At 51.7% G+C, this 14177-nt stretch carries 12 protein-coding genes; 2 read left to right on the forward strand and 10 right to left on the reverse strand.

Annotated elements, in window-relative coordinates:
* Window positions 1–36: 36 nt before the first annotated feature.
* Complete coding sequence (gene cof, locus ACU8YC_RS11215) at window positions 37–855, reverse strand: HMP-PP phosphatase (RefSeq protein WP_187252912.1); 819 nt, start codon at window positions 853–855, stop codon at window positions 37–39.
* Window positions 856–1000: 145 nt separating this feature from the next.
* On the opposite strand from cof, the gene ACU8YC_RS11220 reads away from it, so the two are divergent.
* The gene (locus tag ACU8YC_RS11220) at window positions 1001–2701 is read left to right on the forward strand and encodes an SgrR family transcriptional regulator (RefSeq protein ID WP_187252913.1); all 1701 of its coding nucleotides are present in this window, start codon (window positions 1001–1003) and stop codon (window positions 2699–2701) included.
* Window positions 2702–2765: 64 nt separating this feature from the next.
* Window positions 2766–3461, forward strand: a complete 696-nt coding sequence (gene queC / locus ACU8YC_RS11225; protein WP_003021638.1) for a 7-cyano-7-deazaguanine synthase QueC — start codon at window positions 2766–2768, stop codon at window positions 3459–3461.
* 57 nt (window positions 3462–3518) lie between these two features.
* On the opposite strand, the gene fadM is transcribed toward queC, so the two are convergent.
* The 9 genes from fadM to bolA all read right to left on the reverse strand — a co-directional run bounded on the left by fadM (window position 3519) and on the right by bolA (window position 13939).
* Complete coding sequence (fadM, locus tag ACU8YC_RS11230) at window positions 3519–3917, reverse strand: long-chain acyl-CoA thioesterase FadM (protein ID WP_003021636.1); 399 nt, start codon at window positions 3915–3917, stop codon at window positions 3519–3521.
* 106 nt (window positions 3918–4023) lie between these two features.
* A complete protein-coding gene (locus ACU8YC_RS11235) occupies window positions 4024–4398 on the reverse strand; it encodes a helix-hairpin-helix domain-containing protein (RefSeq protein ID WP_151218629.1) in 375 nt (124 codons plus the stop codon).
* 146 nt (window positions 4399–4544) lie between these two features.
* Entirely contained in the window at window positions 4545–6419 is a 1875-nt protein-coding gene (ppiD, locus tag ACU8YC_RS11240; protein WP_370618840.1) for a peptidylprolyl isomerase, read from the reverse strand.
* A 267-nt stretch (window positions 6420–6686) separates the two neighbouring features.
* Window positions 6687–6977, reverse strand: a complete 291-nt coding sequence (gene hupB / locus ACU8YC_RS11245; protein ID WP_219352570.1) for a nucleoid-associated protein HU-beta — start codon at window positions 6975–6977, stop codon at window positions 6687–6689.
* 190 nt (window positions 6978–7167) lie between these two features.
* Window positions 7168–9522, reverse strand: coding sequence for an endopeptidase La (gene lon / locus ACU8YC_RS11250; RefSeq protein ID WP_016152052.1), 2355 nt, complete (start codon window positions 9520–9522; stop codon window positions 7168–7170).
* A gap of 184 nt (window positions 9523–9706) precedes the next feature.
* On the reverse strand, window positions 9707–10981 hold the full coding sequence (gene clpX / locus ACU8YC_RS11255; RefSeq protein WP_003831013.1) for an ATP-dependent protease ATP-binding subunit ClpX: 1275 nt from the start codon (window positions 10979–10981) through the stop codon (window positions 9707–9709).
* Window positions 10982–11107: 126 nt separating this feature from the next.
* Complete coding sequence (gene clpP / locus ACU8YC_RS11260; RefSeq protein WP_003021624.1) at window positions 11108–11731, reverse strand: ATP-dependent Clp endopeptidase proteolytic subunit ClpP; 624 nt, start codon at window positions 11729–11731, stop codon at window positions 11108–11110.
* A gap of 247 nt (window positions 11732–11978) precedes the next feature.
* Entirely contained in the window at window positions 11979–13277 is a 1299-nt protein-coding gene (gene tig / locus ACU8YC_RS11265; protein WP_446895337.1) for a trigger factor, read from the reverse strand.
* 344 nt (window positions 13278–13621) lie between these two features.
* A complete protein-coding gene (gene bolA, locus ACU8YC_RS11270) occupies window positions 13622–13939 on the reverse strand; it encodes a transcriptional regulator BolA (RefSeq protein ID WP_003021619.1) in 318 nt (105 codons plus the stop codon).
* Between the last annotated feature and the right edge of the window lie 238 nt (window positions 13940–14177).

A 14177-nucleotide genomic window follows, 5' to 3' on the forward strand; every position in this document is an offset into this window, starting at 1 on the left:
GCCAGACGCGAAGTCTGGCTTGCTGGAAGGGATCTCTCATTCGGGGGAATAAGGTAGATGCGGATTGTCCAGCCAATGCGTCAAAAAGTGTGACACCGCCTGATTACGGCAATGCCCAATCACCGATAAATGAGGCAGTTCAGCCATCAGTTGCGGCATTGCGTTACCCATAATAAGACCACGCCCAACGCTGCCTAACATTTCGCGATCGTTCATAGCATCACCAAATGCCATACACTCGGCCATTGAATACCCTAAGTGGTCACTCAACACCGCCAGCGCGGATCCTTTGTTACAGCCCAGCGGCAGCACCTCGAGGCAATCAAACGCGGAGAAACAGAGATGCGCCTGTTCTCCCAGCGCTTCATTCAGTTGAATGCGCAATTGGATCAGAGACTCATGATCGCCACAGAAACAGACCTTCGTTACCTGATGAGCCGGAATACGTTTCACATCGACGATCTGGTAGCGAAATCCGCTATATACATGCGCCTGTAACAGCGAGGGGATCTCTTGTCCGGTGAACCAACCGTTGTCATTAAAGACATGCATGCTGGCGGTGGTATCCCATTTCTGATGTAACACGATATCCGCAACATTCGGATCCAGATCCTGTCGGTGCAACACATCGCCCTCCTGGGAGTGAATGCGCGTGCCGTTACCGGTGATCAAAAAGGCGTCCAGTGAGATCGAACCCAAAATATGGCGCATTTCCAGCACATGGCGGCCGGTGGCAAATGTCAGGGTGATATCGCGTTCACGCAGGCGCGCCAGCGTTGAAAGCGTTTCGTCACCTAAATGGTGATTCGGCATCAAAAGGGTGCCATCCATATCAAATGCAGCCAGACGAGCCATTTCTTTCTCCACACTGTGACGCGGTTAACTTGTGATTCAGTATCACTTGAGATATACGGAAGTAATAGTGAATAGATAAAATGAATTGTTCCGGGTTTATCTGCGCAAAAACCGTTAACGGGCCATCCTGAAGGATCAAGTATCAATGCGTCTGCTTAATCGCCTGAACCAGTACCAACGCCTGTGGCAACCGTCGCACGGCGAACCGCAGTCGGTGACCGTAGGGGAACTGGCCGAACGTTGTTTTTGCAGCGAGCGCCACGTACGCACCCTGCTAAAGCAAGCACAGGATGCTGGCTGGCTGGAGTGGCACGCCCAGTCGGGGCGCGGGAAACGCGGGCAGTTACGCTTTTTGGTGACGCCGGATTCCCTGCGCAACACCATGATGGAACAGGCGCTACAAAAGGGAGAACAGCTTAGCGTGCTGGAGCTGGCTCAACTGGCACCGGGAGAATTAAGAACGTTGCTACAGCCGTTTATGGGCGGTCAGTGGCAAAACGACACGCCAACCCTGCGTATTCCCTATTACCGCCAGCTTGACCCTTTGCACCCTGGATTTCTCCCCGGCCGCGCGGAGCAACACCTCGCCGGACAAATTTTCTCTGGCCTGACCCGGTTTGACAGTAATACGCAACGCCCCTGCGGTGATTTGGCCCACCACTGGAATATCTCCGCCGACGGTCTGCGCTGGGATTTCTATATTCGTTCCACCTTGTACTGGCATAACGGCGATGCGGTCAGCAGCACGCAGCTACATCAACAATTGCTGAAGCTGTTAGCGCTACCGGCATTGAATAAGCTGTTTATCAGCGTAAAGCGTATTGAGGTGACGCATCCCCAGTGCCTGACCTTTATTTTGCATCGCCCCGATTACTGGCTGGCGCATCGTCTGGCAAGCTACAGCAGTCACCTGGCGCATCCTGCATACCCGGTTGTGGGTACTGGCCCGTTTAGGTTGACACTATTTACTCCTGAGCTGGTGCGTATCGAGAGTCACGATCACTACCATTTGAGACATCCGCTACTAAAAGCCATTGAATACTGGATAACCCCGCAGTTGTTCTCTCAGGATTTGGGCACCAGCTGTCGCCATCCTGTGCAAATTGCAATTGGTAAACCCGAAGAGCTGCCAATGCTAAGCCAGGTGAGCAGCGGGATCAGCCTCGGTTTTTGTTATCTCACGCTCAGAAAAAGCGCACGCCTGAATACGCAGCAGGCCCGTCGGCTGGTCAATATTATCCATCGTTCTTCCCTGCTACAAACGCTTGAGGTGGATGAAAATCTGATCACGCCAAGCAATGCGCTGTTGCCAGGATGGACTATCCCACAATGGGATGAGCTGGACGAGGTAGCGCTACCGGAAAAACTGACGCTGGCTTATCACCTGCCGGTAGAACTGCACGCCATGGCTGAACAGCTTCGACTGGCGCTGGCACAGCTCGGCTGTGAATTAACCCTTATTTTTCATAATGCTAAAAACTGGGATGGCGAGCATCCTTTAGCTCTGGCCGACCTGATGATGGGCGACAGATTAATTGGCGAAGCACCTGAATATACGCTCGAGCAGTGGCTGCGCTGCGATCAACTCTGGTCACACGTATTGAGCGCACCAGCATTTACTCATCTGCAAACTACCCTGGATGCCCTGCAAATCCAGGCCGATGAAGACGATCGTCATGCGGCCTTACAACAAGTTTTCGCCACGCTGATGCATGACGCAACCCTGACGCCGCTGTTCAATTATCACTATCGTATCAGCGCGCCACCGGGCGTGAACGGCGTACGCCTGAATCCTCGCGGCTGGTTTGAGTTCACCGAAGCCTGGCTACCGCCCCCGTTGGCATGAAGAAGCTGGTCGGCGACACACCCAGACGCTACTATAAGGGTTTTGTTATTTGTCAGGAAAAGCCATGAAACGTGCCGTTGTTGTATTCAGTGGGGGCCAGGACTCCACGACCTGTCTGGCGCAAGCGCTACATCAATATGATGAAGTACATTGCGTAACCTTCGATTATGGTCAGCGCCATCGCGCTGAGATCGATGTCGCACGTGACCTGGCCTTAAAACTCGGCGCACGCGCGCACAAGGTACTTGATGTCACGCTGCTCAGCGAACTGGCCGTCAGCAGCCTGACCCGCGATAATATTCCGGTACCTGATTACGAACCGGATGCGAACGGCATTCCCAACACCTTTGTGCCAGGACGCAATATTCTGTTTTTAACGCTGGCAGCAATTTACGCATATCAGGTACAGGCAGAGGCGGTCATTACCGGCGTGTGTGAAACGGATTTCTCTGGATACCCGGACTGTCGCGATGAGTTCGTCAAAGCGCTGAACCATGCCGTGAGCCTGGGGATGGCGAAAGATATCCGCTTTGAAACCCCGCTGATGTGGATCGATAAAGCCGAAACCTGGGCGCTGGCTGACTACTGGGGTAAGCTGGATCTGGTACGTGAAGAAACGCTGACCTGCTATAACGGCATCAAAGGTGACGGTTGCGGACACTGTGCGGCGTGTAATCTGCGCGCCAACGGCCTGAACCATTATCTTGCAGATAAACCGGCGGTGATGGCGGCAATGAAGCAGAAAACCGGGTTAAAGTAATGTGTTGAGTGATGCCGGATAGCTTTTGCTTATCCGGCCTGCAGACACTTGCAGCCACTACTGCACCATCTGCTCCAGCTTTTCGCGTAACTCCCCTTCCAGCGGCAGCGCTTTTTGCGTTTTCAAATCAATACAGACGAAGGTTATCAATGCGTCTGCCACCACCTGCCCTTCCGGCTCCAGGGTAATTGTCTGGTTTAACACCCCGCTTTTGCCATTTAATTGCTGAACCTGGCTGGTAATGGTCAGCAGGTCGCTGAGTACCGCTGGACGGCGGTAGTTAATATTTATATTCACGACCACAAAAGCGATATTGTGCGCAGTCATCCATTGAAAGCTGTCGCTGTTTTCCAGACCATCCCAGCGGGCTTCTTCCAAAAACTCGAGATAGCGGGCGTTGTTGACGTGCTGATAGACATCAAGATGAAAACCACGGACTTTGATTTGTGTTTGCATAGCGCAGAAACCTTAGGTTGTTTTTATAAGAACATACTTTAGGGTAGAGAGGTCATAACTGGTATGACCTCTCTAGTCTGGCAAATTTTCAGCGCTGTGCAAGTTATTAAAGTGTTAAAACTGCCAGGTTACGCTCCACCAGCGAACTGCCCATACCCGGTACCTGCTTTAAGTCCTCCACCGTTTTAAACGGCCCGTACTCCTCACGATAGCTCACAATCGCCTGTGCTTTCTTCAGGCCGACACCGTTCATGACTCGCGCTAAATCCTCCGCGGAAGCGCTGTTGATGCTTACCCTGGTGCCTTCATCGTCACTTGCCTTAGTCGGCAGTGTGGCTTTGCTTTGTGCCGCCCCTGAGGTCTCCGCTTTAGTTTGTACCGCCTGACTTTTGGCGACAGGCTCTGCAGCCAGTGCGCTTTGAGCCATGCCAGCACAGGTCAATGAAAGGGTGATAAGCAGAGCTTTGATTCCATGTTTCATACTGTTTTCTCCTTGTTTGTTAACAGTGGAATCACGATAGCGAGGTGCAGTACGGCAGACAAACAGCAAATATCAGAATTGGAAAAGGCCGCGAAAGCGGCCTTTGGGGGATACAACTTTTTGCAATTTTTTGCGAGCAGCCTCGGTTATTGCTGCTGATCCAGCGCATCACCGATTTTAATTTTTGCCGCTTTGCGCAGGTTGCTCATTAGCGCTTCGAAGACAATCTGCGCGTTGTTCTGGGTAATCCCCTGTACCATCGCTTTCTTCTGCGCTTCAGGCATAGAACCGGCTTTCACCTCGTCCAGCGCCAGCAGAACAACGTTGCCCTGCATGTCGTTTGCCACGCCGTAGCTCGGTTTATCCTTCGTCGGCAGAGGCAGACTAAACGCAGCCTGGCTCAGCGGATCCTGACCAGTACGGCTCAGGGTTTTCGCTTCACCAAAGCTCAGACCCGCCGCTTTCATGGCTTCATCGCCTTTACCGGCCTTCAGATCCACCAGCAGTTTATCAGCATCCAGCTTCGCCTGTTGCACTGCTTTATTGTGCTTAACAAGCGCAGTTACCTGCTCTTTCACTTCCGCCAGCGGCTTAACGGCTTCGGCTTTGTGCTCTGCAATACGCAGGACAAATGCGCGATCGCCATCCACGGTGATGATGTCAGAGTTGCTGCCAGGCGTTCCGTTCTCGCCAACCAGACCGCCATTGAAAATGATGTCTGAAACAGGTTTGAAATTCAGCTCTTCCGGCAGGCTGTCACGGCTAAACCAGCCCGTTTCAACCGCTTTCACGCCCGCAGCCTGCTCCGCGCCAGCCAGGGATTCATTGTCGTTGCTGGCGGCATCGCTCACTTTCTGCTGCAGCGCATAGTAAGCATCCAGCGCTTTTTCCTGCTTCACTTTCGCCGCAATGTCGTCACGGGCTTCGCTCAGCGGTTTAACCTTCGCAGGCTGTACGTCATCAAGACGCGCAACGAGGAAACCAACGGAAGACTTAATCACGCCAGACAGCTGACCTTTTTCTTTCAGACCGGCATTCTTCAGCTCGTCCGGGGTGGTGGAATCTTCCAGCCATCCCATGTCCCCGCCTTTGCGCGCAGAGATGATGTCAGCAGATTTTTCTTTTGCCAGTGCAGCGAAATCACCACCTTTGTTCAGCGCGTCCAGTACCGCTTTGGCTTCATCTTCCGTTTTGGTCTGAATGATGCTGTAGCGGTTACGCTGCGGCTGCGTGAACTGGTCCTGATGCTGGTCATAGTAAGACTGAATATCAGCATCGCTGGCCGTCTCCTGCATTGCTGCAGCATCCAGCTTGATGTAGCTCACACGGAACTGTTCCGGCGTCATAAAGTTATTTTTATTCTGCTCGTAGTAGCTGGCAACTTCCTGCTCGGTTACAGACTGCTTCGCGGCCAGAGCGTTAACGTCAATTGTCGCCTCGCGCACGATACGCTGCTGTGCAACCAGCGCTGCCAGCTCATCCGTTTCACCTTTGAGCATAAAGTCCGTACCGGCAACGCCGTTAATCAGCTGCTGGGTAGTAAGCTGATTACGTAATGCCTGTGCGTACTGATCCGCGGTCATGCCCATCTGATTAACAATCGCGTTGTAGCGGTTGTTATCAAATTTGCCATCGACCTGAAAAGCAGGCGTGGCAAAAATAGCCTGCTTAATCTGATCGTCGCTGATATTGAGCTTAAGCTCGCGGGAATACTGATCCAGCAGCGCTTCGTCAACAAGACGATTCAGCACCTGCTGACGCAGCGTTTTCATGTAGCCTTCGTTCGCGGCCAGCTCGGAGTATTGATCGCCCAGCTGTTGCTGCATGCGGTTACGTTCACTGTTGAACGCATTCTCGAACTGCCCGCGGCTGATCTCCTGGCCATTCACTTTGGCGGCGAAGTTATTGCCCCCGCCAATCAGGTAACCACTCACGCCGGTCAAAATGAACGACACGATAATGATACCGAAAATAATCTTGAGCACGAGACTGTTAGCAGCCGTGCGTAAGCTGTCCATCATGGTGTAACCACACTCCGCTGTAGATGACTATACGCGTTATCTCTCAAGCCGCCTGCGCGTTGACACAACAACGGCGGCAAGGATTTTGAGTATATATGCTTCACGCAGCATAGCGTTTCCTGAACGCTGCGCACAAAGGCCTATTGTGACAAGAAACAGGGGTAATTGTCAGCCCACAACACGTAGAAAGTACCGGAATTACAAATAAAAAAGGCACATCAGTCGATGCGCCCTTGTACTTCGTCACATCCCCAAAGGGGGAATCACTTAGTTTACCGCGTCTTTCAGTGCTTTACCTGCACGGAAGCCCGGTACTTTAGCCGCGGCAATGGTGATCTCTTTACCTGTTTGCGGGTTGCGACCAGTACGGGCAGCACGCTCTTTAACGGCAAAAGTACCAAAACCTACCAGCGCTACGTCATCACCTTCTTTCAGAGATTCGGTAACAGAAGCAATAATTGCATCTAACGCACGTCCAGCCGCAGCTTTAGAGATATCAGCCCCTGCAGCAATTTTGTCGATCAGTTGAGATTTATTCACTCTTCTCTTCCTCTTTATAATTTATATCGCACATGAATCCTTCAAAGTGCGAACGCGCAGCAGTTATATCAGGCCTGCCATGCCCTTACAACACCCGTTAATGATGGCAAGCCCAATCCGTCATCTAAATTAGCTATACAAAAAAAGGCTGGCAAGTCCGAAATGGCCTGCCAGCCCAGTTTTTATTAGTGCTCTTTGCGCGAGGTCACTATTTTGCGGTCACAACCTGCATTCCGGAGGGTTCATTTTGCAACGCGAGAGTCAGTACTTCCTCAATGCGTTTCACCGGATGGATGTCCAGATCGGCAATCACGTTGTCCGGAATCTCTTCCAGGTCACGTTTGTTTTCGTCTGGAATTAAGACCGTTTTAATACCACCACGGTGTGCCGCCAGCAGTTTTTCTTTCAAACCACCGATCGGCAGAACCTGGCCACGCAGGGTGATCTCGCCGGTCATCGCCACGTCGGCGCGGACCGGGTTACCGGTCAGGCAAGAAACCAACGCGGTACACATGGCGATACCCGCACTTGGACCATCTTTCGGCGTCGCCCCTTCTGGAACGTGAACGTGGATGTCGCGTTTTTCGTAAAAATCCGGATTAATACCCAGTTTTTCCGCACGCGCACGCACCACAGTCAGCGCAGCCTGAATGGATTCCTGCATGACTTCACCCAGCGAACCGGTGTAGGTCAGCTTACCTTTACCCGGTACGCAGGCGGTTTCGATGGTCAGCAGATCGCCGCCCACTTCCGTCCACGCCAGACCGGTCACCTGGCCCACGCGGTTTTCGTTGTCCGCACGGCCATAGTCAAAGCGCTGTACGCCCAGGTAGTCGTGCAGGTTGTCGCCGTTGATCTCAATATGTTTCAGTGACTTATCAAGCAGCAGCTGTTTCACCGCTTTGCGGCACAGTTTGGAGATTTCGCGCTCCAGACTACGCACGCCCGCTTCACGGGTGTAGTAACGAATAATGCCTACAATGGCGCTATCGTCGACCGTCAGTTCACCTTTTTTCAGCGCGTTACGCTCAATCTGTTTCGGCAACAGGTGACGTTTAGCAATGTTCAGCTTCTCGTCTTCGGTATATCCAGACAGACGGATCACTTCCATACGATCCAGCAACGGGGCCGGAATATTCATGGAGTTAGAGGTCGCAACAAACATCACGTCGCTGAGATCGTAGTCCACTTCCAGATAGTGATCGCTGAACGCCACGTTCTGCTCTGGATCCAGCACCTCAAGCAGTGCGGAAGCCGGATCGCCACGCATGTCAGAAGACATTTTGTCGATCTCATCAAGCAGGAACAGCGGGTTTTTCACGCCTACTTTGGCCATTTTCTGGATCAGTTTACCCGGCATTGAACCGATGTAGGTACGACGGTGACCGCGGATTTCAGCCTCGTCACGCACGCCGCCCAGGGCCATACGGATGTACTTACGTCCGGTCGCTTTGGCGATGGACTGTCCCAGAGAGGTTTTACCCACCCCCGGCGGTCCTACCAGACACAGAATTGGGCCTTTGATTTTGTTTACACGGCTTTGTACCGCGAGATACTCAAGGATACGGTCTTTGACGCGTTCCAGACCGTAATGGTCGGTATCGAGGATTTCCTGCGCCTGACGCAGGTCTTTTTTGACCTTACTACGCGCATTCCACGGCACCTGTACCATCCAGTCGATGTAACCACGCACCACGGTCGCTTCCGCCGACATCGGAGACATCATTTTCAGCTTCTGCAGTTCTGCTTCCGCTTTCTCTTTTGCCTCTTTCGGCATTTTCGCCGCGTCGATCTTACGCTTCAGCGCTTCGTTTTCGTCCGGCGCGTCGTCCATCTCGCCGAGCTCTTTCTGAATCGCTTTCATTTGCTCATTCAGATAGTACTCACGCTGGGATTTTTCCATCTGCTTTTTCACGCGGTTGCGAATGCGCTTCTCAACTTGCAGCAGATCGATTTCAGACTCCATCATCGCCATCAGATATTCCAGACGTTCGTTAACGTCGGACATCTCCAGCACGGACTGTTTGTCAGCCAACTTCAGCGGCATGTGCGCTGCGATGGTGTCCGCCAGACGCGCAGGATCGTCAATGCTGTTCAGCGACGTCAGCACTTCTGGTGGGATTTTCTTGTTCAGCTTGATATAGCCTTCGAACTGGCTGATAGCAGTACGTACCAGCACTTCCTGTTCGCGCTCATCAATAGCAGGCGAGTCAAGGTACTCCGCTTTCGCAGAGAAGTGCTCGCCGTTGTCAGACAGCGCTGAAATACGCGCGCGCTGTAACCCCTCGACCAGCACTTTTACGGTGCCATCAGGCAGTTTCAGCATCTGCAAAATAGAGGCCACGGTCCCGACGGTGAAAAGATCGTTTACACCCGGCTCATCCGTTGACGCTTCTTTCTGCGCGACCAGCATGATTTTTTTATCATGGTCCATAGCCGCTTCCAGACAACGGATAGATTTTTCCCGCCCTACAAATAAGGGTATGACCATGTGCGGATAAACCACCACATCGCGCAACGGCAATACGGGGATTTCAATGCGTTCAGAACGCTCAGGATTCATAGAGCTCTCTCTTAGTTTAGTTTCCGCCAGGTAATCAGGTGGTACGACTGTGCTCCACACCACCTTTAACATGTATGTCAGTATATGGGGATGTTTCCCACACATTCAACGCCATGTTTACGGAAAAATAAAAGGGGAGATAAAATCCCCCCTTTTAAATTAAATGTCTGTATGAATTGATGAATTATTCGCCAGATGCCTGCTGTGCTTCCGGCTTACCGTAAATCAGCAATGGCTTGCTCTGGCCGCCAATCACCGACTCATCGATCACCACTTTTTCGACGTCTTCCATAGAAGGCAGATCGTACATGGTGTCGAGCAACGCAGCTTCGACGATAGAACGCAAACCACGCGCACCGGTTTTACGCGCCATCGCTTTCTTGGCGATCGCATCCAGCGCTTCCTCACGGAATTCCAGATCAACACCTTCAAGATTGAACAGCGCCTGATACTGCTTGGTCAGGGCATTTTTCGGCTCTTTGAGGATCTGGATCAGCGCTTCTTCGCTCAGTTCGCTCAGCGTTGCCACAACCGGCAGACGACCGATGAACTCAGGGATCAGACCAAATTTGATCAGATCTTCCGGTTCCACCTGCGACAGCAGTTCACCTTCGCTGGCTTTGTCAGACTGCGCTTTTACCGTTGCGCCAAAACCAATGCCGGAGCCGGTTTCAACACGATTAGCAATGACTTTATCCAGACCGGCAAATGCCCCACCGCAAATAAACAGGATCTTGGAGGTATCAACCTGCAGGAATTCCTGCTGAGGATGTTTACGCCCCCCCTGCGGCGGAACGGCGGCAACCGTACCTTCAATCAGTTTCAACAGCGCCTGCTGCACGCCTTCGCCAGAAACGTCACGGGTAATAGACGGGTTGTCAGACTTACGAGAGATCTTGTCGATTTCATCGATATAGACAATCCCGCGCTGTGCTTTCTGCACGTCGTAATCGCACTTCTGCAGCAGCTTCTGAATAATGTTTTCAACATCTTCACCCACATAACCGGCTTCGGTCAGCGTGGTGGCATCAGCCATGGTGAACGGAACGTCCAGCAGGCGCGCCAGCGTTTCAGCCAGTAGCGTTTTACCGGAACCCGTTGGGCCAATCAGCAGGATGTTACTTTTGCCCAACTCGACGCCATTGCTGGTGTCGCCGTTGCGCAGACGTTTGTAATGGTTGTATACCGCGACCGCCAGCACTTTCTTCGCCTGCTCCTGGCCGATAACATAATCGTCCAGATGGTTGCGAATTTCATGTGGCGTCGGCAGCGCACTGCGTTCACGGTGCGGTGCTACTTCCTTAATCTCTTCGCGAATGATGTCGTTACATAAATCAACACATTCGTCGCAGATATACACGGATGGTCCGGCAATCAGCTTACGCACTTCATGCTGGCTTTTGCCGCAAAAAGAGCAGTACAACAATTTGCCCGAGCCATCTTTGCGTTTATCTGTCATGGGTCAAAACCTCTTCTTTGTTCTTTGTGCCGCACACGACGACGCAAATGCCATTCTCAGGCGCAAGACGCTAGTCAGCGTTGTGCCGCTCCAGGTAATTATAACGGCACACATGCGCGCTGGGCATTAATTACGATGGGTCAAAATCGAGTCGACCAGACCGTACTCTACCGCTTCAGAAGCAGAGAGGAAGCGATCGCGCTCGGTATCACGTTCAATCTGCTCAAGAGATTGACCCGTATGATGCGCCATAAGTTCGTTCATGCGCCCTTTTACCTTCAGGATTTCACGGGCATGAATTTCAATATCCGTTGCCTGGCCCTGGTAACCGCCCAGAGGTTGGTGGATCATGACGCGAGAGTTAGGCAGGCAAAAACGTTTACCCTTCGCCCCGGCGGTCAGCAGGAACGCGCCCATTGAGGCCGCCTGGCCCATACAAATGGTGCTGACGTCCGGCTTAATAAACTGCATGGTGTCATAGATAGACATCCCGGCAGTGATCACCCCACCAGGGGAGTTGATGTACAGGTAGATATCTTTTTCTGGGTTTTCTGCTTCCAGGAACAGCATCTGCGCCACGATCAGGTTAGCCATATGGTCTTCGACCTGGCCGGTCAGAAAAATGACGCGTTCCTTAAGTAGACGAGAATAGATATCAAAAGAGCGCTCACCACGTGAGGTCTGTTCAATGACCATCGGCACCAGCGCCATATGGGGTGCAAAGTTATCTCGTTCGCCGCTGTATGACATTTCCGTCTCCTGGATAAAATTTGAAAAAACCTGCTGTGCTGATTGTAACCTTATGGACGGATTATCAGCTAGTCCCTCAGTAATGGGTACGACATCGCCATAATTCAAGCATAACAATCTTTTGTTGTAACGCTAACACTGAAACGCTGTTTTCGCACTCTTCCCATGCAAAATGCGTGACAAAAAAAAACCCGCCACCAAAAGGTGACGGGCTTGCGTAGGAAATTCGTGCTAAAAAAGCAACGAATTACGCCTGCTGGTTCATCAGTTCGTTGAAGGAAGTGGCTTTTTCAGTCACTTTCGCTTTCGCCAGAACGGCTTCAACAGCCTGCTCTTCCAGAGCGACGTTACGCATGTTGTCCATCAGCTCTTTATTTTTGCTGTAGAACTCAACAACTTCTTTCGGATCTTCGTAAGCAGAAGCCATCTCTTCGATCAAGCCTTTAACGCGATCTTCGTCAGCTTTCAGCTCGTTGGTGCGAATCACTTCGCCCAGCAGCAGACCAACAACTACACGACGCTTAGCCTGTTCTTCGAACAGTTCACGCGGCAGTACCAGCGCTTGTTTCTCGTTACCGCCAAAACGCTGTGCAGCCTGACGACGCAGAACGTCGATTTCGCTGTCGATCAGCGCAGCCGGAACGTCGATGTCGTTAGCTTTTACCAGACCTTCAATCGCCTGAGACTTAACGCGGTTACGCACTGCGCCTTTCAGCTCGCGCTCCATGTTTTTACGTACTTCAGCGCGCAGACCCGCGACGGAACCATCTTCAACGCCGAAACGTTTGATGAATTCTTCAGTCAGTTCCGGCAGTTCACGTTCTTCAACTTTCTTCAGGTTGATAACGAACTTAGCGGCTTTACCTTTCAGGTTTTCAGCGTGGTACTCTTCCGGGAAGGTCACGTCGATAGTGAACTCTTCGCCAGCTTTGTGGCCTTTAACGCCTTCTTCGAAACCTGGGATCATACGACCCTGGCCCATCGCCAGAACGAAGTCAGACGCTTTGCCGCCTTCGAACTCTTCGCCGTCTACAGAGCCGGTGAAGTCGATGGTTACACGATCTTCTGCATCAGCAGCGCCGTCTTTGTCTTTCCAGGTTGCCTGCTGCTTACGCAGGGTGTCCAGCATCACGTCAACGTCAGCGTCAGTAACTTCAACAACCGGTTTTTCAACTTCGATTGCTTCCAGGCCAGTCAGCTCAACTTCCGGGTAAACTTCGAACTCTACCGCGTAAGTAAAATCTTCACCCAGCTTGTATTCACCCGGAACGTAGTTCGGTGCGCCAGCCGGATTGATTTTTTCTTTGATGATCGCGTCAACGAAGTTGCGGCTCATCAGGTCGCCCAGAACGTCCTGGCGAACAGACGCGCCATAACGCTGAGCAACAACATTCATCGGTACTTTTCCTTTGCGGAAACCGTCAATACGCACTTTCTTCGCTACGTTGACCAGCTCGCTTTTCACAGCGGTCTCGATGCTGTCAGCAGCGATAGTAATCGTTACACGGCGGCCAAGGCCTTGAGTGGTTTCAACTGAAACTTGCATCTTGTTACCTCAAAAAATCACAGTGCTCGGTCAACTCTTCTCCGCAAGCACAGGTTGTTGGCTTCGCGGAACTGGGATGTTCTCATAATCAATCACATTCCCTGTCGTCAGAATCATCCCGAAGACATTCCGAAAAATAAGACGCGCATTATAGCGGCATCACTTTTATGAGTCGAGAACGGTTATCGCGCGTTGCTGCGGCTTTTTTCACAATTCCCGGCTAATTTTTGTCTGAATACTGTACGACACCCCCAGAATTCAGACAAAACAAAACGGCCCGCAGGCCGTTTTCACATAATCTGTAGCAACATACTGGAAAAGCGTCGGTTGTTGCAAATCCGTTTTTACGCGATGCTTCCCGCCCCACGACACGGAGGCGATGCAAAGATCGTATCCTGCAACGCTTCCCACTCCTTAATGGTGTAGGTATGCAGGGCAAGGGCATGAACGGTTGTGGAAAGCTCCGCCGTTAACGTGCTGTAAATCATCCGATGGCGATTAAGAAAACGTTCACCTGTAAAGCGATCGCTAACCAGCACAACCTTAAAGTGGCTTTCAGAACCGGCCGGGACATTGTGACGATAGCTTTCATCCACAACTTCGAGGAATACGGGTTCGAACGCTGCCCTTAATTTTTCTTCTATTTGCTCACGAATCATCATGAAATTTTTCCTCCGACAACGCTGAGATGTCACCCATCCCTTTAAATACTAGCCGCTTTTACCGTTTTCATTACACCTTAGCAACAAAAAATTAGCGCTTGTCTGATTTTCTCAGCCAAACGGATGAAGTTCACTGAATCCTCACTTCGATTTATTGCAAAAATCCCGTTTATGGTCTTTAGAAAGTCATAAAACGGACAACACAATGAATTTACATGCGTTACCCACTTCCCCTCAT

It is taken from the genome of Citrobacter sp. VF227 (assembly GCF_052950715.1).